The organism is Flavitalea plasmicola, assembly GCF_030546645.1.
In the GTDB taxonomy this organism is placed as follows: domain Bacteria; phylum Bacteroidota; class Bacteroidia; order Chitinophagales; family Chitinophagaceae; genus Puia.
Window position 1 is genome coordinate 687,998 of record NZ_JAUOTO010000002.1, and the last position, 25,042, is coordinate 713,039.

Annotated in this window: 16 protein-coding genes; 5 read left to right on the forward strand and 11 right to left on the reverse strand. The window is 53.6% G+C overall.

The genetic code is table 11. The features are described from left to right. The first annotated feature begins 48 nt into the window (after positions 1 to 48). The gene (locus Q4E93_RS07975; protein ID WP_303584084.1) at positions 49 to 1,206 is read left to right on the forward strand and encodes an AI-2E family transporter; all 1,158 of its coding nucleotides are present in this window, start codon (positions 49 to 51) and stop codon (positions 1,204 to 1,206) included. Here the strand turns inward: Q4E93_RS07975 and Q4E93_RS07980 are convergent. From Q4E93_RS07980 to ligD, 4 genes are all read right to left on the reverse strand, one after another. Then, positions 1,193 to 2,308 (reverse strand): DNA topoisomerase IB, encoded by a 1,116-nt coding sequence (locus tag Q4E93_RS07980; RefSeq protein WP_303584086.1) that lies wholly within the window; start codon positions 2,306 to 2,308, stop codon positions 1,193 to 1,195. The two genes, Q4E93_RS07975 and Q4E93_RS07980, sit on opposite strands and share 14 nt — an antisense overlap. Before the next feature lie 44 nt (positions 2,309 to 2,352). Further along, on the reverse strand, positions 2,353 to 3,849 hold the full coding sequence (locus tag Q4E93_RS07985) for a RagB/SusD family nutrient uptake outer membrane protein (RefSeq protein ID WP_303584089.1): 1,497 nt from the start codon (positions 3,847 to 3,849) through the stop codon (positions 2,353 to 2,355). Between the two features lie 28 nt (positions 3,850 to 3,877). After that, entirely contained in the window at positions 3,878 to 6,958 is a 3,081-nt protein-coding gene (locus tag Q4E93_RS07990) for a SusC/RagA family TonB-linked outer membrane protein (RefSeq protein WP_303584091.1), read from the reverse strand. Between the two features lie 190 nt (positions 6,959 to 7,148). Then, a complete protein-coding gene (gene ligD, locus Q4E93_RS07995) occupies positions 7,149 to 9,092 on the reverse strand; it encodes a DNA ligase D (RefSeq protein ID WP_303584093.1) in 1,944 nt (647 codons plus the stop codon). A gap of 108 nt (positions 9,093 to 9,200) precedes the next feature. On the opposite strand from ligD, the gene Q4E93_RS08000 reads away from it, so the two are divergent. Beyond that, positions 9,201 to 10,313 (forward strand): mechanosensitive ion channel family protein, encoded by a 1,113-nt coding sequence (locus tag Q4E93_RS08000; protein WP_303584095.1) that lies wholly within the window; start codon positions 9,201 to 9,203, stop codon positions 10,311 to 10,313. On the opposite strand, the gene Q4E93_RS08005 is transcribed toward Q4E93_RS08000, so the two are convergent. The 5 genes from Q4E93_RS08005 to Q4E93_RS08025 all read right to left on the reverse strand — a co-directional run bounded on the left by Q4E93_RS08005 (position 10,308) and on the right by Q4E93_RS08025 (position 17,714). Further along, positions 10,308 to 10,754: a hypothetical protein gene (locus Q4E93_RS08005; protein ID WP_303584097.1), complete on the reverse strand. Its 447-nt coding sequence runs from the start codon at positions 10,752 to 10,754 to the stop codon at positions 10,308 to 10,310. The two genes, Q4E93_RS08000 and Q4E93_RS08005, sit on opposite strands and share 6 nt — an antisense overlap. A 54-nt stretch (positions 10,755 to 10,808) precedes the next feature. Continuing rightward, positions 10,809 to 13,454, reverse strand: coding sequence for an ABC transporter permease (locus Q4E93_RS08010; RefSeq protein ID WP_303584099.1), 2,646 nt, complete (start codon positions 13,452 to 13,454; stop codon positions 10,809 to 10,811). 340 nt (positions 13,455 to 13,794) lie between these two features. After that, positions 13,795 to 15,225 (reverse strand): glucuronate isomerase, encoded by a 1,431-nt coding sequence (gene uxaC, locus Q4E93_RS08015; RefSeq protein WP_303584101.1) that lies wholly within the window; start codon positions 15,223 to 15,225, stop codon positions 13,795 to 13,797. Between the two features lie 115 nt (positions 15,226 to 15,340). After that, positions 15,341 to 16,396, reverse strand: coding sequence for a Gfo/Idh/MocA family oxidoreductase (locus Q4E93_RS08020; protein ID WP_303584103.1), 1,056 nt, complete (start codon positions 16,394 to 16,396; stop codon positions 15,341 to 15,343). Positions 16,397 to 16,625: 229 nt separating this feature from the next. Next, the gene (locus tag Q4E93_RS08025) at positions 16,626 to 17,714 is read right to left on the reverse strand and encodes an XdhC family protein (RefSeq protein WP_303584105.1); all 1,089 of its coding nucleotides are present in this window, start codon (positions 17,712 to 17,714) and stop codon (positions 16,626 to 16,628) included. A gap of 64 nt (positions 17,715 to 17,778) precedes the next feature. On the opposite strand from Q4E93_RS08025, the gene Q4E93_RS08030 reads away from it, so the two are divergent. The 3 genes from Q4E93_RS08030 to glgX all read left to right on the forward strand — a co-directional run bounded on the left by Q4E93_RS08030 (position 17,779) and on the right by glgX (position 21,667). Next, positions 17,779 to 18,030, forward strand: coding sequence for a hypothetical protein (locus tag Q4E93_RS08030; protein WP_303584107.1), 252 nt, complete (start codon positions 17,779 to 17,781; stop codon positions 18,028 to 18,030). 245 nt (positions 18,031 to 18,275) lie between these two features. Then, positions 18,276 to 19,421: a sensor histidine kinase gene (locus Q4E93_RS08035; protein ID WP_303584109.1), complete on the forward strand. Its 1,146-nt coding sequence runs from the start codon at positions 18,276 to 18,278 to the stop codon at positions 19,419 to 19,421. A 113-nt stretch (positions 19,422 to 19,534) separates the two neighbouring features. Further along, positions 19,535 to 21,667: a glycogen debranching protein GlgX gene (glgX, locus tag Q4E93_RS08040; RefSeq protein ID WP_303584110.1), complete on the forward strand. Its 2,133-nt coding sequence runs from the start codon at positions 19,535 to 19,537 to the stop codon at positions 21,665 to 21,667. On the opposite strand, the gene treZ is transcribed toward glgX, so the two are convergent. Together treZ and Q4E93_RS08050 are read right to left on the reverse strand one after the other, a co-directional pair. After that, on the reverse strand, positions 21,598 to 23,433 hold the full coding sequence (gene treZ, locus Q4E93_RS08045) for a malto-oligosyltrehalose trehalohydrolase (protein ID WP_303584111.1): 1,836 nt from the start codon (positions 23,431 to 23,433) through the stop codon (positions 21,598 to 21,600). The two genes, glgX and treZ, sit on opposite strands and share 70 nt — an antisense overlap. Beyond that, positions 23,424 to 25,040 (reverse strand): alpha-amylase family glycosyl hydrolase, encoded by a 1,617-nt coding sequence (locus Q4E93_RS08050; RefSeq protein ID WP_303584112.1) that lies wholly within the window; start codon positions 25,038 to 25,040, stop codon positions 23,424 to 23,426. The genes treZ and Q4E93_RS08050 overlap by 10 nt, the downstream gene beginning before the upstream one ends. Between the last annotated feature and the right edge of the window lie 2 nt (positions 25,041 to 25,042).

The following is a 25,042-nucleotide window of genomic DNA, read 5'->3' on the forward strand; positions in this document are numbered from 1 at the left end:
CGGTCGTCGCGACCGGCTTACTTTTAATCTTATTGTCACGCGACGTTTATGAATGAAATTAAGTTCGCCAATCCTTTGCGCATTGCGGCTATCCTGATCATACTGGTGATCTGCTTTGTTATATTGGCATGGGCTGAAGTGCTGATCATCCCGCTCCTGTTCGCAATTATATTCTCCAGCATGCTGTTCCCTATTTGTCTGCGGCTGGAAAAATGGGGATGGCATAAGGGATTGGCGTCGTTCTGCGCCGTGCTGGCCGCCGGCGTTCTGCTGGCGTTGTTCCTTGCCGTGGTGGTCATACAGCTGCTGCACCTGATAGGACAGGCGCCGGAGCTCATTCAAAAAATGGGTGGACTCATTGACAAGGGGGAGACTTATATATCGCAGCATTGGCGGATAGCGAAATCCATACAGGCGGACCACGTCCATCAGTTGCTGGGCAAAGTGATGGAAAATAGCAGCACTTATTTTTCGTCGGGCATGACCTTTACCGCCAATCTCATTTCTCAATTCGTGCTGGTATTGCTCTTCAGCTTTTTCTTATTGTACCTGCGGGTATTCTTCCTGGAATTCTTCTATAAGGTCTTTGCTTCCTCCGACAAGCTGCTGATAGACGACACGATGCAAAAGATTTACGAAGTCATTCAAAATTACCTGGTAGGCCTGTTGAAGGTCATCGGCATCATCGGCGCGCTGAACTCCGTCGGACTCTGGTGCCTGGGCATCGAGTCACCTTTGTTCTTCGGTTTCCTCGGGGGTATATTGGTGATCATACCTTATATCGGCATACTCATCGGCAGTGCGCTGCCCATCCTCGTGGCGTTGATCACAAAGGACTCTTACTGGTATGCGGTGGGTGTGATGGCCGTATTTCTCTTTGTGCATATCCTGGAGGGTAATCTCATTACACCGTATGTGGTCGGCTCCAAGGTGAGCATCAATCCGCTGGTGGCCATTTTTGCCCTTTTGCTGTTTGGAAAGCTCTGGGGGCTGTCCGGATTGATCCTTGCTTTACCTGTGACGGCCATCTGTAAGATCATCTTCGATCTGCTGCCGGGGTTCAAGGCGGTGGGATTCCTGTTGGGCAAGCCGCAAAAATATCATTTCAAGCCTTATTCGCGGCTGCATGCGAAGCTGCGCAGCCGCGTGACGGTGACAGAGCAGGAGACGACCGTGACCACCACCACCACCGTCACGACCCCATGACGGGCGAAGCGCTGATATATTCCTTCAATATTTTCATCAGGATCTTTTCCTCAGCGGCGAGGCCTGCATCGGCGCCGGGAACAGGGGCATTCTCCATTTTATCCAGTTCGTGGAGATATTTCACCAGCTTATTCTCCTCGTACAAACGGATGAGCCCGGGATGGACATAGTATTTGCGGCAAACCGTGCGTGTATTGCCCAGCTTTCCGCTGACGCTGTCCAGCACGGCGTTGATATTCTTTTTCAAGTCGGCGGCTGTCAGCGCTTCCCCGATGGAGCGAAAGGCCTGCAGGGCTTCGAGCGAACCGGCCCAGGTGCGGAAGTCCTTGGCGGTGAAATCCTGTTGGGCGGCATCCCTGATATAACCATTGACCATTCCCGAATCAATGGGATGGCGGTTCCCGTCCGGGTCATAGTACTGGAATAATTCCTTTCCGGGGATGTCGTGGCATTGGCTGACGATGCGGGCAAGGCGTTTGTTGCGCAGGCTGACGTCGTGGTGGATACCTTTTTTACCCGTAAAAGAGAAGACCAGCTTATCCCCTGAGATGGCTACATGTTTGTTCTTCAATGTAGTCAACCCATAGGAACCGTTGGTCTTCTCGTATTCGTTATTACCTATGCGTATAAATGTCCGCTCCATCAGGCTGACCACGGTGGCCAGCACTTTTTCCTGGGTGAGCTCCCTGGACTGCAGGTCCACTTCCAGCCGTGTCCGCAGCAGGGGCAAGGCCTTGCCAAATTCATACAGGCGGTGAAATTTCGTCTCATTGCGCAAAGAATTCCACAATGCATGGTACCTGTATTGCTTGCGGCCGCGGAGGTCAAGGCCCGTGGCCTGGATATGTCCTTTTTCGCTGGCGCAGATCCACACCTGAGTCCAGGCCGGCGGGATCACCAGCTTGCGGATACGTTCGATCTGATGCTTGTCCTTCACCGGCTTGTCCCCGAAGAGATAGGTGAAGCCTTTCCCTTTCTTAAGGCGCACGATGCCCGGCTGGAGATCCGTCACATATACCAGGTGAGCTGCCGCGGCTGCTTTTTCATGATCCCTGTCCACCGACAGGAACTCTTTATGGGTAAGGGCAAGTAAGGTTTCCATACTTTGCCTAAGGCCATAATCGTGCCTTGCCTGCGGCGCTGCAACTAATTGTATCCGGGATTCTGGGACACGTTAGGGTTCAGCAACCTTTCATTATTCGGGATCGGGAAGATGAAATTCACCGTGGTCCCCGGCGTCACCGTCACACTTTTGTTAATGGCATTTGTCCCATCCTGTGACTGGGGGTGGACAAAGGTCCTTTGCAGACGATAGAGGTCCCAGAAGCGGTAGCCTTCAAAAGCCAGCTCCTTGGCCCTTTCGTTGAGGATATCCTCCAGCACCTGCGCGCCCGTGGAGGCGTATCCCGCAAAAGACGGGTCGCGTTGTTTGGCCACCATATTCAGGTATTTCAGGGCGTTGGTCTCATCGTTCAGGTTGTAATAGGATTCCGCCAGCATCAGCAATACTTCCGCAAACCGTACGATCTTCACGTCATCGTAGTTGACCACATCGATGGGGTATTTCGTGACATAGTAAGCAGTGCCCAGCTGGCCGCTGCGCGTGGAAGGATTGTACAGGCTTTTGCGTGCATCCGTCGGAGAATAAGAGTCGTAAAACGCCTTGGTCGCCAGGATATCCCCGTAGCTTCCCAGGGGCTTGGGGACGTAGATATTGGCCAGGGTGCCATCTGCTACGTTGTTATTGGCATCAGAAGTCACCTCGAACATCGTCTCGATCTTATCGTTGGAAACACCGGCATTCTGCCAGTATCCCACCAACGCCGTGCTGGTGGCCAGGGAATAGCCCCCGTTGTCGACGATGTCCTGCGCCTTGTCATGTACGGCCTGCCAGTTGCCCATGTGCTGGTAAACGCGGGCCTGCAGGGCCTCGATGACATATTTCGTCACGAAAGTATAGTTCATGGTCCTGTTGACGCCCGTGCTGGTGAAAGCCATGGTCGCTGTCTGGGCATATTTTGACAATAGCAGGGCCGAATCCAGGTCCGACAGGATCTGGGTATAGACCTCTCCTACTTTGCTACGGGCCGGCAGCGCTTTGTAGTCGAAGAATTTTACGATGGGCACGCCGTCATTGTCAGCCCCTGCCGCATAAGGCATGGAGTAATTGCGGGCCAGGTCGAACAGGAAGAGGCCTCTCAGGGCGTACGCCTCGGCGTACATATGGCTGATGGGATTATTCGTATTCGGCAATCCGCAATTGATGATAAAATTGGCGTTCTTGATGCCCGCGTAGGCGTTGGACCAGCAATCCCGCGGGTAGGCATTGGTCTTGTCCATATCGTAGTTATTGAAGCCCAGGTACCGTCCGGAGTTGCTGGAAGACAGGAAGGCGTTGTCGGCCATCAGGTCCCCCTTGATGGCATAGGTCCTGCCATAAAAGTCCGTGGCGCGCATGGAAGAGTACAGGCCCAGGATGGCCGTGTACATGGTGGCCTCGCTGGTGATGGCCGTGGAAGTCGGCGCTCCGTCCTTCGGCGTCTGGTTCAGGAATGATTTGCTGCAGGAAGAGAGCGTGAACATCAGGTAGCTCACTCCCAGTATCCCTGCCATATATCGACGTAACAAACTTGTTCTTTTCATTGTAGTATGAATTTTTACGCTGCTGCGATTAGAATGTAATGTTTATACCGCCCGTGAAAGATTTGGAGGGCATCACCTGCTGCTGGTTCAATCCCAGGATCCCTTGTTCCGGATCGTTCAGGATGTCCTTGTCATAGCGTTTGGTCCATAGGTTCGTACCGCGGACATAAACGTTGATGAAACTGACATGCAGCCTTTCTGTGATCGACTTTGCGGTGATCCGGTAGGCCAGCTGCACGTTGCGCAGGCGGATGTAATCACCCTTGAAAAGCAGGCGGTCGGAACCTGAAGAGGTGTTGGCCAGGCCGAAGACATACTTCGGGACATTGGTCTTGTCGCCGGGCTTTTGCCATCTTTCCAGGTTGAGGGTATACTTGCCGCGTGTGGCATAGGTACCGTCCAGGAAATACTGAGCGTAAGCCTCCTGGATATAATTGCCATAGTTATAATAGAAATCAAAGTTCAGGCTGATGCCTTTCACGGTCACGGTGCTGCCCACGCTGCCGTAGTATTTGGGATCGGCCTGCTTGCCCACGAAGAATAAAGGAGCCGTACCACGTGTCTTGGTGGTCGCCTTTCTGCTGCTGTCCGTGTACCACATGGCGGCCCCATCCGCGGGGTCGACGCCTGCCCAGCCCCTGGTATAGAACGAGTACATGGAGAGGCCTTTGCGCATGAAGAAGCTGGCGTTCTGCAGGTTCTGCTGGTCTCCGGCAGGGAGGCTGGTGACCTTGTTCCTGTTGTGCGTCAGATTTGCGTTGATCTCCCAGGTGACGTCCCTGGTCTGCACGGGAATGATGTTGAGCGTGATCTCGTATCCCTTGTTCTCCAGGTCGCCTACGTTGTTGATGAAGCTGGGAAAACCCGATGTGGGGGAAACATTCTGGGGCAGCAGTGCGTCCTTCGTAATCCTTTTGTAATAATCGAATGTGATATTAATGCGATTGCTTAAAAGACCGATGTCGACACCGATGTCCGTCTGCTTGTTCTTTTCCCAGGTGAGCTTTTCATTTCCTATCTGGTCAAACCGGCCGCCGGCCACGCCATTGTAGTTGTAGCCGAAGCTATACAGCTGCCGCCAGCCATAGTTGGGGATCTCTGCGTTACCATTGCTGCCATAGCTGGCGCGGATCTTCAACAGGGAAAGGGTGCGCGCCAACGGCTTCAGGAACTCCTCGTTGGAGAGGGTCCAGCTGGCGCCAACGGAAGCAAAATTACCCCAGCGATCACTGGTGCTGAACCGTGAGGAAGCGTCCCGGCGATAGCTGCCATACAGCGAATATTTATCGCTCAGGGACAGCGTCAGGTTGCTGTAATACCCTTCAAACGTATAGTTCGAGCCGGTCACCTTGCCATTGGTGGAAGTTGCGCCATTGGTGGACAGGTAGTAATCGAAGTTGGGGAAGTTGGTGACGTTGCCCACCTGCTGGAAGAAATCGTTCTTGATCCCTTCGTGTCCCAGCTTGGCGTCCAGGGAAAGCTTTTGGTCGCCCAGCACCGAGAAATCATGGTGATAATCGAACTGGTTGATCCAGTCATACAGGAAGTTGCGGGTGTAATAAGCAATACCCTGTCCCGCGGAGCCGGAGGCGTCTCCATGGTAGGGGTTGTTGAACTGGTATTCTTCGTTGGTGGTGTATTGGAGGCCCATGGTAGTGGTAAACTTCAGGCCTTCGATGATCCTGTATTCCAGGGATTGGTTGGCCATGCCCTGGAATGCTTTCAGCCAGCGTTTGTCATGGGCGGCAATATAGAGGGGGTTGTAGTGCGAGGGGAAACCTGTGTTAGCCGTGCTGACATTCAGCGTACCATCCTTATTGTAAGGCGTCTGGGTGGGGCGCAGGGTCAGCGCCACATACGTGGGGTTGCCGAAATAGCCGCCGCCGCCTGAAGTACCGCTGGAAGCCAGCGCCGAATTCTGGTTAACAGCACCCACCGTGATCTTCGTTGTGAGGGTAAGCCTGTTCGTGGCGGCGTAGGTGATCTTCGTATTGCCCGTCACTCTTTTCAGATCCGTACCAATGGTGGTGCCTTCCTGCTTGAAGTAACCGCCGGAAAGATAGTATTTGATCTTGCCTTCTCCGCCTGTGGCGCTGAGGTTATATTGCTGCTGCGTACCGTTGCGGGTGACCAGTCCCAGCCAGTCCGTGTCAAGGCCCGAGGTATCGCCATACTGGTGGAGGGAGGACGTGATACTGGCGTCCGTATAACCGCCGTTCACATAGCTTTCCCGCAGCATCATCAGCCAATCTTTCGCGCGGAGCGGACGTCCTTTGGCTGGAGGCAGGATGGCTTTGTTATTACCAATTTCCACATCCGCCCTGAACTGCGCCTTCCCCTGCTTGCCGCTCTTGGTCGTGATCAGGATAACTCCGTTGGCTCCACGCGAACCGTAGATCGAGGTGGCGGCGGCATCTTTCAGGACCGTTATGCTTTCGATATCGTTGGCGTTCATGGTCGCCAGCACGTTGGTGCTGGGATTGACGTTGAAAGTACCGGCATTGGAGGTGGAGACACCGTTGCCATTGCTCAGGTCGCCACCATTGATCTGCACGCCGTCCACTACATAGAGCGGTTGTGCGCCGCCGTAGGTGAAGCTGCCTACGCCCCGGATACGGATGGCCTGGTTGGCGCCGGGCTGGCCAGTGGAAGCCGATGATTGCAGGCCAGCCGAAGCGCCCTGTAGCATCTGGTCCACGGAAGTAAAGGGCTTGTTCTCCAGCTTGTCTCCTCCGACCTTTACGATAGATGCGGTGGAAGTAGCCTTACGTTGGGTGCCGTATCCAACCACGACTACTTCATCCAGGCTGGTGTTGCTGGATTCCAGCGTGAAATCGATCACCCCTTTGTTGCCAATGGACATTTCCAGCGGCTTGAAATTAATGGCTGAAACGACGAGGGTTTTGGCAGCGGGAGGAACAGATATCGAAAAGCTGCCATCTGTGGAAGTGGAAGTGCCCAAGGCTTTGCCGCCTCTGACGATCACCGTTGCATTAGGGATGGGGGCTCCCTTTTCATCTGTCACTTTACCTGTGACAATACGGTTTTGTGCAAATAACTGACTGACTGCCATGCAAAAGCATGCCAATAACAGCAGAAGTTTTCTCATGTTGATTCGTTTTAGTTTTGGTTTCTAAAAATTAAAAATCAATTAAAACTACAAACTATTAACATTCGATTAACGTGAAAAAATAGATTAGTTTCCTAGCAAATGTGTAAGTGCTAGAAAATCCAGCGTATGAATTGTAAAAAAACCTCGCGAGATAATTACATGTGAAAAAAGCCCATATAATTTTGCCTCACCCCATGCGCTCTATTTGCCGGATAGTTTTTTCCAGGTCGATGCCTTTACCCAGCACCCCCTTGAACAGATCGCCTTCATTCTTCAGCCTGTCCATGATATTCAGCATGGTGAAGCTGGCTGGCGTCAGCCCCTTCTTCAATTCTTCCCAATGCAGGGGTGTGGAAACGGTAGCGCCCGGACGGGGTCGCACTGAATAAGGAGCCGCCAGGGTCTGGATCTCCCTGTTCTGGAGAAAATCCAGGTAGATCTTTTTCTTTCTTTTGGCGGGTGTCCGTACCAGGCTGGTGAAGGGGGCGATGCGCTGGTCCTTATTCGCCATTTCCACGATGAGCCGTGCCAGCATGCGGGATTGGTCGTACGTATATTTTGCCTTGAGCGGAATATAGATATGCATACCCGTGGCGCCGGAGGTCTTACAAAAGGCGGGTAATTTCATTTCGTCCAGCAGTTCCTTTATCACCAGCGCGACCGTCACCACCTGGTCATAGGGATTGTTGTCAGGGTCCAGGTCGATGACACACCAGTCGGGGTGATGAGGGGCGGCGGTGCGGCTGTGCCAGGGGTTCATTTCGATGCATCCCAGCGAGGCCATGTACAGGAGGGAGGCTTCGCCGGTGCAGACCATAAAGTCGATGGGTCCCTGCGATTCGCTGTCAAAGCGGTAGGTGGAGATCCAGTCCGCGACTTTTCCCGCCGTATTCTTCTGGTAGAAATTCGATCCTGCGATGCCGTTGGGATGCCGGTTCAGTGACTGGGGTCTGTCGAGCATATACGGCAGGATATATGGGGTAATTTCGTGATAGTAGTTCAGCAGGTCCCGTTTGGTATACTTTTCCTTTGGCCAATAGATCTTATTGAGGTGCGTGAACTTCAGCTCCCGGCGATCTACCATCATGACCTGTTCATCCGCCGTACCGGCGGGCAGCAATGCCGTCCCCGACTTTTTGGCCGGCGCTTTTTTTGTGGCATTTTTGGGTGCGTTTACCATTTTTACATTTTTTTCGTTGGATGCATGCTTGTCCTCCCGTAATCCTGCAAAGATGGGATGGCGGAGGATCCTGTCTGTCGTCCATTCCGAGAATTTCACCTCGCATACCAGCTCGGGTCTCAGCCAGGTAGCAGGCTGGTTCGTGTGAGGGACGGTCGCGAAAGGGCATTTATCCGTGATCAGCGGCTGGAACTTTTTGGACATTTCCTTCAGGTCTTTGTCTGAAAAGCCGGAGCCGCTGTGCCCGATGTAGACCAATTTTTTTCTTTCGTACCTACCCAGGATGATGGCACCAAAGAACTTACGGCTGCGCCGGGGAAGGGTAAAGCCGGCAATAATGGCTTCCATCCTGTGATTGTTTTTCATTTTCAGCCAACTGCCACTGCGTGCGCCCACTTCATAGGTGCTGTCGATCTTTTTCGCCATGACGCCTTCCAGTCCGTGCCGGACGGCCGTTGCGAGGAAGTCGATCCCTTTTCCCACGATGTGGTCACTGTACCGGATGCGGTCGTCTTTGTTGGGGAAAATGTTTTTCAGGATCTCTTTCCTTTCCAGCAGCGGTAGTTGGGTAAGGTCTTTCCCTTCGTACCACAGTATGTCGAACACATAGTATACCAGGTGGGCGGTGGCCTTGTTCTTCAACACGTTCTGCAGCTGCTGGAAATTGGCGTACCCGTGCTCGTCCAGGGCTACGATCTCGCCATCCAGCACCGCCTTGATATTCCATTGTTCCAGTGCGCCCCGGATGACGTCAAATTTCTCGTTGAAAGAAAGGTTATTACGGCTGCGCATCTCCACTTTCCCCCTGTTGAGATAGCTGACGACCCTGTAGCCGTCCCATTTGATCTCATAGATCCAGTCCGGGCCATCGAAGGGCTGATCCACGAGGGTGGCCAGCATTGGCTTCACGTCCCTGGGGAACGGCGTCTTTTTAGCCTTTGACAGGTGCATATGCTGATCGTTATGGTGCTGTAAGTTAAAAATTCATGCCAGCCGGATAAAACAAGAACTTTGGAATGAAGCTTGTAACTTACACGAAATTGCCCAATTCCCCCGGATATGGATGATTTTTTAAGCAAGTTCGACCGTTTGCCCGACATAATATGGGACCTGATCTTAATTGCAGTGGCTATTGCCATTGGTCTCCTCGTGAAAACGCTGCTTTCCCTTTTCTTCAGGAGGAAACCGTCCGTGCAGCCGCATTATTCCATTACGCGCAGCATACTGGTCCGCATGGGCAAACCTTTCAGCTATCTGCTGCCTCTGCTGACCTTTAATTTCCTTCTTCCTTTAATGAAGATCAAGGCCGCGTTTTACCCGGCGCTGGACAGGACGGTGGGAATCCTGCTCACCCTGGCTTTCGCCTATGTGCTGATCGGCGTCGTAAAGATCTTTGAAGATTATGCCTACCATTCTTTCGACATAACGAAGGCGGATAACCTGAAAGAGCGTAAGATCCGCACGCAGCTGCAGTTCATCCGCAAGCTGGCCATTGGATTGATCGTCATTCTCACCGTTTGTATCATCCTGCTGAGCTTTAACAACCTGCGTAAGCTGGGCGCCAGCCTGCTGACCGGCGTGGGCGTAGGCGGGATCATCATCGGCTTTGCGGCCCAGAAGTCGTTGGGCAACCTGCTTGCCGGCTTCCAGATAGCCTTTACGCAGCCCTTACGCATCGACGATGTGCTGGTGGTGGAAGGAGAATGGGGAAGGGTCGAAGAGATCACCCTTACATATGTTGTGCTTAACATCTGGGATCAGCGCCGCCTGATCCTGCCCATCAATTATTTTATCGAGAAACCATTCCAGAACTGGACAAGGACGACGGCGGATATCCTGGGAACGGTGTTCCTCTACCTCGATTATACGGTGCCGTTGGACCCCCTCAGGAAGGAGCTCACCCGCCTGCTGGAGTCCAATCCCTTGTGGGACAAAAGAGTGAAAGTATTGCAGATCACCAATGCCACAGAAAAGACCATCGAGGTGCGGGCGCTTATGAGCGCCAGCAGCTCCGGCAATGCATTTGACCTTCGGTGCGACGTTCGCGAGGGTCTTATTAAATTCGTACAGGAGCACTTCCCCGACAGTCTTCCTCACGGCCGGACCATAGTGGAAGTTCCTTCGGGCGTGGCTCCTTTGGAAGCCGGTGTTTCCGACGGGGAAACATCATAGCTCGTTTTCTTCGTCGTTGTCGTCAAGGCTATATTCGTTGTTCTCTTCGTCCTCCTCTCCTATCTCTTCGTTGAGATCGTCATCTTCGGCTCCGGGCACGTCCAGGTCTTCGCCCGAGAGGTCGTCATCGTCTTCGTTCAGGGGATCGCCGTCACCGTCCGTGTTGTCCAGCTGGCCTTCTATGAGGGGCTGGTCCTCACTTTCCGCTTTGCGATAGTCGATGTCTTCCAGCACTTTTCTTTCCTCCGGGGTGACGTCGGCGTCTGTCGCTGAAGTAATGTCTTCGTCGCCATCGCGTGGTTCCAGCACGTCATCTCCTTCTTCATCGGCGGAAGAGGGCGTAGTGTCGGCCAGCTCGCCCAGCCGGGGGGGACGTACGTGTTCCTGACCGGGAATATCTTTTACTTCCGGGAGATCGAGCTTCGTTTGTTTGATTGCCATAAAGCTTTTTCAGGTGTGGATGCAAAAGGAATGCCCCTGACCTGCCCGCGGCGATCACCCCTCCGTTCGCAGGCTTTTGGCCGGATTGGCCAATGCAGCCTTTAAAGACTGCCAGGTCACCGTCCCCATGGCGATGATAAAGGACAGGCCTCCCGCAATGACGAAAACCCATGCGCCTATATCGGTGTGATAGGGAAAATCCCGCAGCCAGGCATGCATGACCCATCCGGCCAGGGGTGAGGCAATGATAAATGAGATGAAGACCAGGATCATGAACTCTTTTGTCAGCAGGGCTGTAAGTCCCGGTACGGAAGCGCCCAGCACTTTCCGGATACCGATCTCTTTTATCCGGTTTTCCGCCATGTAGGCTGCCAGCGCGAACAGGCCAAGACAGGAGATAAAAATGGTCAGCCCTGCAAAAATGAGCGCCATGACACCGAAATGCCTTTCGCCTTCGAATTGTGCCGCATAGGCATCTTCCACGGAATAATATTGAAAAGGATAATTGGGATTGTACTTGTTAAAGATCGCGCTGATCTTCGCCAGGACGCCTTTCGCCTTATCATTCAACCTGAAGGTGATGGTGCCAAAGCCGATGGTGGGTCCTTCTATAATGATGGGCGGCACGACGTCGAAAGGAGAACCTGGCACAAAATCGCGGATGACGCCCACGATATGCCGGCGGCCTTCGCGATTCTTTACGGTCTGACCGACGGGGTCTTTGAGTTTCATCGCCCGTACAGCAGATTCGTTCAGCAGGATAGCGGTGGAATCCGTCGGGAAGGCATGCACGTCAATATCCCTGCCGGCCACGAGCGTTAGTCCGATGGTCTTTACAAAATCTTTTTCCGTGGCGAACTTCGCGAAGTAGGACCGGGTACCCGGGTCTTTCCCGTTCCATTCATAGCTGTCATCACTGGTCCAGATATCGGTGACGGGTGAATTGGTCCGGGTGATGGAAGTGACGAGCCCCTTGCTCACCAATTCCTGTTTGATCAGGGGATAATTTTTGGCGATGTCTCCTTTTATATACACGAAGGAGAGCCTGTCCTTGTCGAACCCCGTGTCCCGGTGCTGCGCAAAGAGCAGCTGCCGGTAAACCACCAGCGTACAGATGATGAAGGCGATAGCCGTGGTGAACTGCACCACCACCAGGATCTTGCGGGGCGCCACCAGGGCCGTGACGACCTTGAAAGAGCCCTTTAGCACCTGAATGGGCCTGAAACCGGAAAGATAAAAGGCCGGATAGCTGCCTGCCAGCAGACCAGTGAAGCTTATGAACGCAGCCATGCTGATCCAGAATGTAGCGTCATTATACGGGATCGAGAGCGTCTGTTCCACCAGCGTGTTGAAAGAAGCCAGCACAGGCTGTACGATCAGCAAGGCAATGATGCCCGCCAGTACGGCCATCAACAACGACTCTCCTATAAACCTTCCTATCAGAGAGCCCCTGCCGGCGCCCACCACTTTGCGGATGCCTACTTCCCGGGCCCTTTTTTCACTCCGGGCGGTGCTGAGGTTCATATAATTGATACAAGCGATCAGGAGGATAAAGGCGGCAATGACGATGAACATCCGGACCTGCTCGATATACCCTCCCGTGTTCTTACCGTTCTCAAAACCCGAATACAGGCGCCATTTGCGCAGGGGATGGAGAAAGACCTCGTTCTTTACGTCGGGAGCGTGTGCCTGGACGATATGCTCAAAAAGTTTGTCGGCCTGTTGTTCGGTGACACCAGGTTTCAGCAGCACATAGGTCTGGATGGAATATTTTGCCCAGCTGGGCTCTTCCCACCGCACTTCCCGCATATAGCTCCAGGGCACCAGGTATTCCATCTTGTGGAAGCGTGTATTGGGAGGCATATCCTTCAGGACGCCTGTCACCATGAAGTCCGAGATGCTGTCCACTCTCAGGCTAGCACCCAAAACGTCGGTGGTGCCAAACAATTTTCGGGCAGACGACTCTGTAAGAACAATGGAATGCGGGTTGTTCAATGCGGTGTGTACGTCACCCTGCAGGAGGGGAAAGCTGAACATGTTTAAAAATCCGGTGTCGACGAGATATCCCTGTGTCAGCAGGTGTTTGTCCCCGTTGGAAAGGACAAAGGCCGCCACCCAGTTGGCGCGGACCACATCTTCCGCCTGCGGGTAGTCTTTTTTTAGCGCGGGGCCTAATACCATGGGCGTTGCCGGCCAGCATTGGATCTTCCCTTCGAATGTTCCCCGGCTGTAAAGCTGGTAGATGCGGTCCTTCTTTACGTGAAAGAGGTCATGGCTCATCTCATTCCTGATCCACAGCAGGATGAGCAAGGCGCTGGCCATGCCGATGGCAAGCCCTGTAACGTTGATGAAGGAAAAAGTCTTGTTGCGGAGAAGATTACGGCCGATGGTCTTTCTATAATTATGCAGGAGGCTGAAGGTTGCGAGAAGGGTCTTTTGCTTTGGCGGCTTATAGCGGCTGAGGGGTTCAGGTTTTTGAGGTCTGGCATTCAGCCTTGCCATGTGGAGATCGAAAGCACGCTCTGCGGCGGCAGGATCTTTTGGGGCGGCAGGCCCCCACAGGTCCGTCAACAGCTGCAGGGAAAAAGACTGGTCAGGGTGCGCCTTTAAGAGCTCCTGAAGCTCCTGCAGCTCATCTTCCGTCGCTTCGCCGGAGAGTTTTCCGGTGATCAATTTCCAAATCCGATCCTGCTCGTTCATATGGATAGCCTTATCAGGGTTCCCTTTTTACGGCTAATATAATGCCATCACCACAAATAACTGGAAATTAATTGTTTAATACTCGTTTCGACCCACCTGCTGTCCGCTTACGTTACAATGCCTGTTCGCATTTATTCAATGGAAAGGGGCTATAGCCCATATTATTAAATAAAAACAACATGTATTAGTTCCCATTTATTCAACAAAGAGGCCTAAACATTAAAAGTCAATCAATTCTCTATATATAATATCCTTTATATTTAGAACTTATTTAAATTCGCCTTTAGGATAAGGTCTAAATCAGAGTCGACTCATACCCGATATCTTCATATCGGGTTTTTTATTCCGCATAGGTCAGAGAACTGGCGGGCTGGAAGTTAAAATATTGTTTTGCATTGTAATAGCAGATATCTTTCACCACTTTGCCGATCCATTCCATATCATTGGGCAATTCTCCGTTGGTGATCTCCTCTCCGAAAAGGTTACAAAGTATGCGGCGGAAATATTCATGACGGGGGAAGGAAAGGAAGCTGCGGGAGTCCGTCAGCATACCTACGAATCGGCTGAGCAATCCCATATTGGAAAGCGCATTGATCTGGCGGATCATCCCATCTTTCTGGTCCATGAACCACCAGGCAGAGCCGTATTGCACTTTTCCGGCGATGGAGCCATCATTGAAATTACCGATCATGGTCGCCATCAGTTCGTTGTCGGCGGGATTGAGGTTGTAGACAATGGTCCTGGCCAGTTTGTCTTCTTTATCCAGCCTGTCCAGGAATTTCGCCAGGGCTCTTCCCTGGGAGAAATCGCCGATGGAATCCCAGCCTGTGTCTGCTCCCAGCCGTTGCATCATACGGCTGTTGTTATTGCGTAAGGCCCCGAGATGGTATTGCTGCACCCATTCCTTTTCCCAGTCCCATTCGGCGAAATGCACCAGCATGGCGGATTTGAACTTACGACGTTCGATCTCGCTGAGCCATTTGCCGGCCCTTACCTTGTTGAATACGGCCTCTACTTCCCAGGCAGTGAATTCTTCCGAATACATTTCTTCCAGGCCATGGTCGGAGACGGTGCAACCTACGGAAGCGAAATAGTCGTGCCGGTTCTCCAGGGCAAAAAGATAATCGTTGAAGCTGGAAATGGCTATATTGGTCGCGGCTTCCAGGCGGCGGATATATGCATTGAAATGATCCGGGTTGTCCACATTCATGGCGTTATCGGGCCGGAAGGCGGGCAGGATGGGGATCTCGAAGCCTTCCTGTTTCAGCAGGAGGTGATGTTCCAGTGAATCCACGGGGTCATCGGTGGTGCAAACGGCCCTGACATTCATCTTGCGGAGCAGATGTCGTACCGAATATTCCTTTGTCTGTAATTTTTCGGAGCAGGTGTCATAGATCTTTTTTGCCGTCCTGCTGCTGAGGACATCCTTTACGTCGAAATAACGTTGCAGCTCCAGGTGTGTCCAATGGTAGAGAGGATTGCGCAGCGTATAGGGAACAGTCTCGGCCCATTTGAGGAACTTTTCATAATCAGGCTGATCGCCCGTGCAGTAGCTTTCGTTGACACCGTTGGTGCGCATGGCCCTCCATTTATAGTGGTCGCCGTACAACCACGCCTGCGTAAGGTTGTTGAACTGGTGATCGGCCGCTATCTGCTGAGGAGGAAGATGGCAGTGATAGTCGATGATCGGCATTTCCCTGGCGTAGTCATGATACAATTGCTGCGCTGCCTTTGTATTCAGTAAAAAGTTCTCGTCCAAAAAATTTTTCATAACAATTTAATTTCTGTTGTAATCCGTCTTACAAGGTCGCTGGACAATGTTAGATAGTATTTTCAGATCAGCCGGCCCTGCCGTCTGATTTTTTTACGCAATCGTTACCGAAGGTTTATGATATGGGGACGACCCTTTTTTCTTCATTGCTTTTATAGGCTGCTGTGATCACCCGGATGATATCGATGCCTTCTTCGGGCGTCACCGGCACCGGCTTGTTATGACGGATGGCCTCGTACATGCCTTCGTAGAATGCTCCGTAATCTCCCTTCAGGGAAGGAATATATTCTCTGATCACTTTCCCGTCCTTCTCCGTATGCAGCAGTCCTTTCCCGCTGCCGGGCTCTACGCCCCAGTCCTTTTCGTCCGGCATGGCGCCTGCCAGCAGCCGTTGCTCCTGGGGGTCGGCCTTTGGCTTGAGGAAGGTGCCCAAAGTACCGTACAGCGCCGTGGCGGGGATGGGTTCACGGACGAGGTAGCTTGATTTGAGCCGCACCCGCAGATTGCGGTGGGCAGGATAATAGAGGAGCAGCTCCATATAATCGTCCACTTTGGAGATGGGCCGGATGATACCGATGTCCGCGAAAACAGCCGATGGCATACCGAAGAGCTGCAGCACCTGGTCCAGGAGGTGGGACCCCAGGTCATACAGCAGACCGCGGCCCGGACCGGGGGTTTCCTTATGTACCTTGGGGCTGAGCGCCGTCGTATAGCGATCGTAATGCAGCTCCGCTTCCACGATCTGTCCCAGCCAGCCTTCCTCCACCAGTTTTTTGATAGTCCTGGAGTCGCTGTCATAGCGGCGGCTCTGGTAAACCGAAACTTTTTTCCCTGACTCCACCGCGAGCGCCGCCAGTTCCAGCCCCTCCTCCACGGTGACCGTGAAAGGTTTCTCCACTACGGCGTGCTTACCTGCCTTCAGGACAGCCTTTGTAAATTCGAAATGCGTATAGTTGGGCGTATTGACCACCACCAGTTCGACGGCAGCGTCGTTCAGGATCTCTTCGAATGTGCGATAGATCCGGACATTGGGGTACAGGGCCTGTGAGAGGTTCTTATCCCTTTCCCAGATCGCATACAATTCAAATCCCGGATTGAGGTGCAGAAAAGGGGCGTGAAATACGCGCCCGGACATTCCGAATGAAAGTAAGGCCGTCTTGATGGGTGTCATGCTCTATGTTCGTTTTTTAATTTCCTGTGCATTCGCTCGGCGATCCCGGCTCCTTTAGCTGCTTTTAGCACCATATTCTCCAGATAAATATCTTTGATCTGCATCTCCGGCAGGCCGCGCACAAAGATACCTTCTTCGGCGCCATCACAAACAATATTGCTGATGTGAATGTCCAGGGGTAGCCGTAAGTCGGGTTTATTTACGCAATCGTTCCCGACGACGATCCCAACTACTGACGTTGATAGATGGCGCCCTGGCGCAGCCGTAAAGACGTGCCCGTTCTGCCGGCGAAATGGCTTCGGATCTCGGCCAGGATGGAAAGGGCGATCTCTTCAGGGGTAGCTGAGCCGATGTCCAGGCCGGCGGGAGAATAGACCCGTTGCCTATCCGCGTCGCTGACGGGATATCCGTCCGCCTCCAGGGCAGCATAGATCCTTTCCGTGCGTTTGCGGGGGCCGAGGATGCCAATGTAGGAAGCTTTTGTCTTCAGCGCCTGGGGCAGGCGACGAAGGTCCGTCTTATAATCATGGGTCATCAGGACGATGGCTGTGTAGGCGTCCCCTTCGGGGATCGTGTCAGTGGAGTGGTCATGGGTTGCCGTGGTCAAAGCCAGGAGCGCCTTATCCGCCCGAAGGATATTGGTGTAGAGCGAAGTGTCCCAGCCCAGCTCAAGTGCCATGCGCAGGAAAGGGTACAGGTCGTTGTTGCTGCCGAAGACGACGACATGGATGGGGGGAAGGATCATCTCGATGAACAGCGTGATATCCGTGGAATAGGTGTGGGTACGGGACTGTAGGGAGGCCAGGCAGTCGTGGATGTCAGGGAGCGCTTGTGCGGCCAGCCCGGGGAAAGGGAAAGTCCGGACAAAAGATTGCGGTTCAAAGAGGACGTTGAACCCCAGGCGGGGACCTTGCGTAACAGTGATGAGACAAACGGGTGTGCGGGTGTTGGAAAGGCTTGCCAGGACAGGTACGGGGTTATTTGCGTCATCAGGATCCAGGGGGGTAAAGAGCACGTCGATGATACCCTGGCATCCCAGGCCTACGCCTACCTGGTGGTCGTCATCCTGTGTCGTGTCGTAGGTAACAACGGATGCATGACGGAGGCCGATGGCTTTTTGCGCCCGTCGCAGGGCGTCGCCTTCCAGGCATCCCCCGCTGATGCCGCCCAGGTAGGTGCCGTTGTCAAGGACGAGCATCCGGGCGCCTGCCCTCCTGTAAGAGGAACCTTCTACCCGTACTACTGTGGCCAGCGCCGCGCGGGTAGTGGCGAAGTCGATGGACCGGTAAGCGTTGACGATGGACCTGATTTCCTTCATTCATTAAAATTACGAAGGGAGGGGGAATAATTTTTGCAGTTCACCCCTTAAAAATGCATTGCATATGAAAAATAAAACACACAGGCAAAACACGGATATACAGGAAGGAAATCCCAAAAGTAAGGCAACCTATCACCATGGATCGGCAACGCAGGGAGGATCGAATTTCGGACAAGGGTCATACCAACTGGGAAAACGGGCCAATCAGCAGGGCAGCGAATCCAGTAAAGGAGCGAACTACGACCAGGAACGCGGGTGGAACAACGAAGCCTTGCGGAGATCTGACCTGGATGTCGCTCCCAAGAGACATAAGTGAAATGATCTGTCGGGATCTTATGGGTACTCCTGCGCGGCAAAGGGAAGAGGCACTATGAAAGTAGCGCCTTTTCCCTTTTTGTCTTTATTGACACGTAAGTTAATATATCTAAATTCCATTAAAACCATACCTTTATCTTCTACTTCTGCAAGCCAAAGACCTGGTGTGCACACTGACCTATCCCAAGATGCTTAGTCCCCTATTTTTACTATTGTATTTATTGCAGACGAACTAAAGCAAAAAGGATGACCTCTTTTACAGACGACCAGTCGCGGTTAACCCGGCAACTTTTAGAAAGCGTATCCGACATTATTTATCTCCTGGACTTCGAAAACAAGAGAATAGAATTTCTCAGTCCCCGCGCGCATGAGATCCTGCGCCTGCCCGGCGGTGCTATGGAGAGCCTGGACGGGGTGATCCATCCGGGGGACAAAGAGAAGATGCAGGCACACCTGGATGCCTGTCAGCGGATGAACGACCATGAAGCAATGGAAATAGAATTGCGGTTGCAAGCGCCCGATGGGAGCTATCGTCTATTCCACATCAGGGACCTGGTATTCGACAGAAGGAAGGATGGCGCTGTCCGCCGCATTACGGGGATCATGCGTCCGGCGGAGGGCGCCAGGGCCGGCGAGGAGATGGCCCAGCTGCTGGCCTGGAAGAACAGGGAACTGCAGTTCGTGCATTCGGAACTGCAGACCTTCACCACGCTGGTGGCGCACGATTACCTGGAGAACCTGAAGCAGGTGTATATTTCGCTGGAGATGATCATCAGTGCGGAGGCGCACCGGTTTAGCGATCCCAGCAAGGCACATTTGCGGAAGGCACAGACGATGCTGCAGAAGCTCAGCCTGCTGACGGAAGATATCATTGCCTATGCCGCCCTCGATGTTTCCGAGGGCAGATCGGTCATTGTAAATCTTAAAGATATGGTGGAAAGGGTGTTGAAGGACCTCAGTGGTAAATTGGAAGCTGTCCATGCCATTGTCCGATGCGCGGACCTTCCTACCGTCAAGGGACATTCGCTGCTGTTGCCCGTATTATTCAATCATCTTATCTCCAATTCCATCAAATTCAGGCATTCTGCGCGGCCCCTGGTCATCGATATTTTTTCAAAGCTACTGGAAGCATCGACTATCCGGCATCCCGGAGCTTATCCCGGCAAGTCCTATTACATGGTGGAAGTGAAGGATAATGGTATTGGCTTTTTCCCTGTCGACCGGGAAAAGATATTTGAGATGTTCTACCGGGGGCATGAAAAAGCAAAATTCAAGGGATCCGGCATGGGGTTGGCCATTGTGCGAAAGATCATGGATATCCACGGAGGGTATGTGGCTGCGGACGGCGTGCCGGGGGAAGGGGCCAGCATCTGCTGCTATTTTCCCGTATAGGTTATCCGCCCGATGGCCACACCCGCGCCATCGGCCGCCAGCGGCAGCGGGGCACAATGTTTGAAGACCCTGACGGGAGCGTGCATTTGCCTCAATTGTAAAAAATCTCATACATGAATGTATTTCCGGGCGAACCATTCCCACTGGGCGCATACTGGGACGGTAAAGGTGTCAATTTTGCCCTCTATACCCGGCATGCCGAGGGAGTGGAGTTGTGTTTATTCCGCCAGGCCAAAGGAGAGAAAGAGTACCAGCGGATCCGGCTGACGGAAAGGTCCCATGATATCTGGCATATTTATATTGAAGGCCTCGGGCCCGGGCAGCTATATGGATACAGGGTCTATGGACCTTATGAACCGGAAAACGGGCATCGTTTCAACCCCAACAAGCTGTTGCTGGACCCGTATGCAAAGTCCACCTGCAGCGTAATGGAATGGGACGACAGTCTTTTCGGATACGAGATGGGCAAGGACGACCTGTCTTTCAGCGAGCTGGATAATGCAGCCCTGGCGCCCAAAGCCGTCGTCATCGATCATCATTTCGACTGGGAAGGCGACGAAGCGCCCAGAACAGCGTATCATAACAGCATCATTTACGAGACGCATATAAAGGATCTTACCAGGCTGATGCCCGGCATCCCGGATGAGATAAGAGGTACTTTCTCCGCCCTGGCTCACCCCGTGCTGATCGACCATTTGAAAAAGCTGGGCATCACGGCGGTCGAGCTGATGCCCGTGCAGCAATCCATATCCGAACGTCATCTGGAGGAAAAAGGGCTTACCAACTATTGGGGATATCACACGATCGGATTTTTTTCACCCGATATCCGCTTTTACAATGGTAAGGAAATAGGGGGACAGGTACGGGAATTCAAGAATGCCGTGAAGGAACTGCACAAGGCAGGCATCGAGGTGATCCTGGATGTGGTGTATAATCACACCGGGGAAGGCAATCAACTGGGGCCTACCCTTTCCTTCAAGGGCATAGACAACGCGGAATACTACCGGCTGGCCGAGGACAAAAGATTCTACTTCGATTATACCGGCACAGGCAATACGCTGAACACGCGGCTGCCGAACGTGCTGCAGCTGGTGATGGACAGTCTGCGCTATTGGGTGCTGGAGATGCATGTGGATGGATTCCGGTTCGACCTGGCGGCGGCGCTGGCCAGGGAGCTCCACGATGTCAACCGGCTGAGCGCTTTTTTCAGCATTATCTACCAGGACCCTGTGCTCTCGCAGGTGAAGCTGATCGCCGAGCCCTGGGATGTGGGTGAAGGCGGATACCAGATCGGCCAGTTCCCCCCGGGCTGGGCGGAATGGAACGGACTATACAGGGACAGCATGCGAAATTACTGGCGGGGCGCGGACAGCATGCTGGCGGAATTCGCGGAAAGGTTCACCGGGAGCTCCGACCTGTACAAGAATGACAACCGCAATCCCACGGCCAGCATTAATTTTATCACTTCGCATGATGGTTTCAACCTGACTGACCTTGTCTCTTATGAACGACGGCATAACGAGGCGAATGGAGAGAACAACCAGGATGGACACCAGGACAATCTTTCCTGGAACTGCGGCGTGGAGGGTCCCACGGAGGATCCGGGCATCAATGCTTTGCGCCGGCGCCAGAAGCTGAACTTCCTGACCACGCTGCTGTTGTCCCAGGGCGTGCCCATGCTGCTGTGCGGAGATGAGGCCGGCCACACGAAACAAGGTAATAACAATACGTATTGCCAGGACAACGAGCTGTCCTGGATCGACTGGGAAAAAGCCGACCGGGAGCTGATGGAGCTGACTTCGAGACTGATCCATTTCCGGAGAGTGCACCCTGTTTTTTCCAGGAAGAACTGGTTCATGGGGAAACCGATCCGCCGGAGGGGTCTGACGGATATCGCGTGGTTCCTTCCTGACGGGGCGGAAATGGAGGAGGAACACTGGAAAACGGGATTTGCGAAGTCGCTGGCCATCTTCCTGAACGGGAAAGGCATCAGCTCCGTGGACGAGCGGAATGAACCCATCGTGGACGACAGCTTTTATATCATTTTCAACGCGCATTTCGAGTCGCTCGATTTCCGGCTGCCGGATCAGAAGTTCGGCAAGTGCTGGAAAAAGATCTGGGATACGGCGGATATGGCCGCCTGCACCGCTGGCGAGGAAGGCGTCAAAGAGGATTGTCAGCCCGCGGAGAGCTCATTGAAGGTAGCCGAGCGGAGTGTCGTCGTGCTGGTCTCGCCCAGGTCATAGACCGTCACCGACCAGGGGGGAAGGCGAAGAACGGGAATGTTTCGCCTCGCGACGGGATCGTGGGAACTGAGAATGCAGGTCCACTCACCCGGGTAGGCGAAACTATAATCCAGTTGTTCCTCTGAGAAATTAAAAAGGCAAAGGAGCTGGCGGGAATTGTCCCCGTTGTGGCGGTGAACGGCCAGGCCGGATGTCCCGAAGAGGTCCGCCCTGATCCTTTGACGTGAAAGGTCCGTGAGCAAAGGATGCCGTTTACGCAATGCGATGAGGGAGCGATGCCACTCCAATATCTCCTTGTAATGGCCTTCCTGTCTTTTGTGCCATTGGAGCTTCGACTGCATGAAGACGGCTTCATCCAGGGGGTCGGCGGGTTCCTCGCCCCAATCGAATGCTTCAAACTCTTTTTTCCGTCCTTCCTTCAATTCTTTTCGCAGCCGCGGGTCTTCATAATCTGAAAAGAAATAAAATGGGATATCCTCTCCGTATTCCTCTCCCATGAAGAGCATGGGAAGATAAGGAGCAAGCAACAGTGCAGCTGCCGCCAGCCTTAGCCTTGGCAGGTCAACGAGCATGGACAAACGTTGTCCACCGGGCCGGTTGCCCGGGATATCGTGATTCTGATTGAAGACGACGAACTGGTGACCGGGCAGCCCTGCGGATGAAGCGCCATGCCGCCTTTTGCGAAAGTCCACCCATTCGCCACTGTGCACAAATCCCTCCGTATATGCTTTGGCAAACTGGTCGAGGCGGCCGAAGTCCCTGTAATGTTTGATGCCTTCTTTGTCCAGCAGTACATAAAGCGCATGGTGGAAGTCGTCCAGCCATTGTGCGTGGAAGCCATGGCCTCCCTGGCTCACGGGGGTGACTACGCGTGGGCTGTTGAGATCGCTTTCCGCGATGAGGCAGAGTGAACGTCCTGACGCCTGCCGCCATTCTTCCACTGCGTCGTGCAGCACGTCCCAGATGCGGACGGCATTCCTGTCGAAGATCTCATGGACGGCGTCCAGGCGCAGCCCATCGATGTGATAGTGCTCCGCCCAATGCAGTACATTGTCGACGATGAACTTCCGGACACCGTCCGACCAGGCGCCGTCATAGTTGAAGGCTTTGCCCCAGGGCGTATGGTACTTATCGGAGAAATAAGGGCCGAAGAAAGGCAGGTAATCGCCTTCCGGACCTACGTGATTATACACCACGTCGAGAAAGACCGCGATGCCTTTCTGGTGGCAAGCGTCGACGAATTTCTTCAACCCTTCCGGACCGCCATAATTGTTTTGCACGGAATAGAGGAAGGCGCCGTCATAGCCCCAGTTGCGGCTGCCCGGGAACTGGCACACGGGCATCAGCTCGATTGCGTTGACACCCGTTGCCACCAGGTCATCCAGCAGAGAGACAGCTGCCATGAAAGTGCCTTCGGCCGTGAAGGCGCCGACGTGGAGCTCATAGAAGATAAGCGTCTCCAGGGGCAGACCTTTCCAGTCATTGTCGTTCCATTGGTAGCCGACATGGTCCACCACTTCGGAAGGACCATGGATCCCCTGGGGCTGATAGTGGCTGGCCGGATCGGGATAATCTTTATCTTTTTCAGGCCGATAGTAATAGCGGGCGCCGGGAGGGCAATTGTCAACCTTGCAATGAAAATAGCCCGCATTGTCCTTATGCATAGGGATGATACGCCCGTCTGCCGTCAGGCGAAGATCCATTTCCTGCTTTTCGGGCGCCCACACTGTGAAGGTGCAACTGTTGTTTTTGATCGTTACTGCCATTGCTCCAGTTTGATCACCATTGCTTCGTCGCCGCCCAGGTCGATGGTATTTTCCACTTGCAGCGACTCCTGTTCGGGGAAGGTATCGATCACCACCCGGCCTTTAAATTTGATATTGACGGGTCTGAAATAACAGGGGCGGTGCGTAAGGTTCAGCAGGATGAGGAACCCGGCATACCCTTCCGACTGTCGGAGATAGGCGATCACTTGGTGATCGGAATACACGGGTCTGTAAGCGCCCGTCATCAGCGACGGTTCCTGTTGCCGAAGCCTGATCAGGCGTTGGTAGAGACAGAGCGTGGAAAATTTATCCTGCTTTTGCTGCTGCACGTTGACACGCATCCAGGTCCTGTCCAGGCGCAGCCATGGCTTACCGCCGGTGAAGCCGGCATTCCCGCTGTTGTCCCATTGCATGGGTGTCCGTTCCGGGTCGCGGCTGAGATTCTTTTCAGGCATGTTCAGTCCCTGGGGATCCTGCACCTCGTCCTGGGGTATAGGCACGTCACGCATACCGATCTCGTCGCCATAATACAGGGTTGGCGTGCCTCTCAGCGTCAGCAGGAGCACTGCCGCCACCCTTGCCTGTTGCTGTCCGATGCGGCTGGTGATCCGGGGCTGGTCATGGTTGCCCATTACCCAGTTGGGCCAGCCATCGTCCGGCAGGGCCGCCTCATACTCGTCGATGGCCGTCGCCACCGTCTTTGGCTCCCAGGGGAGGCTGATCAGCATAAAGTTAAAGGGGAGGTGCGCTTCCCGCTGATGAGGCGCGCCGTAATAGGCCACCAGCCTGTTGACGGGGAGATAGATCTCGGCAATCATCAATCGTTCGGGATATTCATCCAGCAGCCGCCGCATGCGGCTGACGATGGCATGCATTTCCGGCTGGTCCGTGGAATAAACAGGTAAAAGCTGGTTGTAAGTCGCCATCGTCGGCTCATAATCGGGGTTCTGCGGGTTGTCCCGCAGCTGCTCATCCTTTATCATATGCCACATGGCATCTATCCGGAAACCATCCACGCCTTTATCCAGCCAAAAGCGGATGATGTCCAACATGGCTTTCTCCACTTCCGGGTTGCGCCAGTTCAGGTCCGGCTGTTTGGTTAAGAAGGCGTGATAATAATATTGCTTTGTCTGCTCATCCCATTCCCAGGCGCTGCCGCCAAAGCAGGCCAGCCAGTTGTTGGGGGGGCTGCCGTCCGGCCTGGGATCTTTCCAGATATACCAGTCCCGTTTGGGATTGTCGCGCGAGCTGCGGGATTCCACGAACCACGGATGTTCGTCGGAGCTATGGTTGGGCACCAGGTCCAGTATCAGCTTCATACCGGCGGCATGAACCTGCCTGAGCAGCTCGTCGAAATCCTCCATCGTGCCGAACCCAGGCCAGATGCCCTTGTAATCCGAGATGTCATATCCAAAGTCAGCCATAGGAGAAGGGTAGATGGGAGAGATCCATATCGCCTTTATTCCCAGCTCCCTGAGATAATCCAGCCGCCGAAGGATGCCCTTCAGATCCCCTATCCCGTCGTCGTTGCTATCCTGGAAGCTGCGGGGGTAGATCTGGTAAATAATACCGTCCTGCCACCACAGATGTTGTTGATGTTGCTTCATAT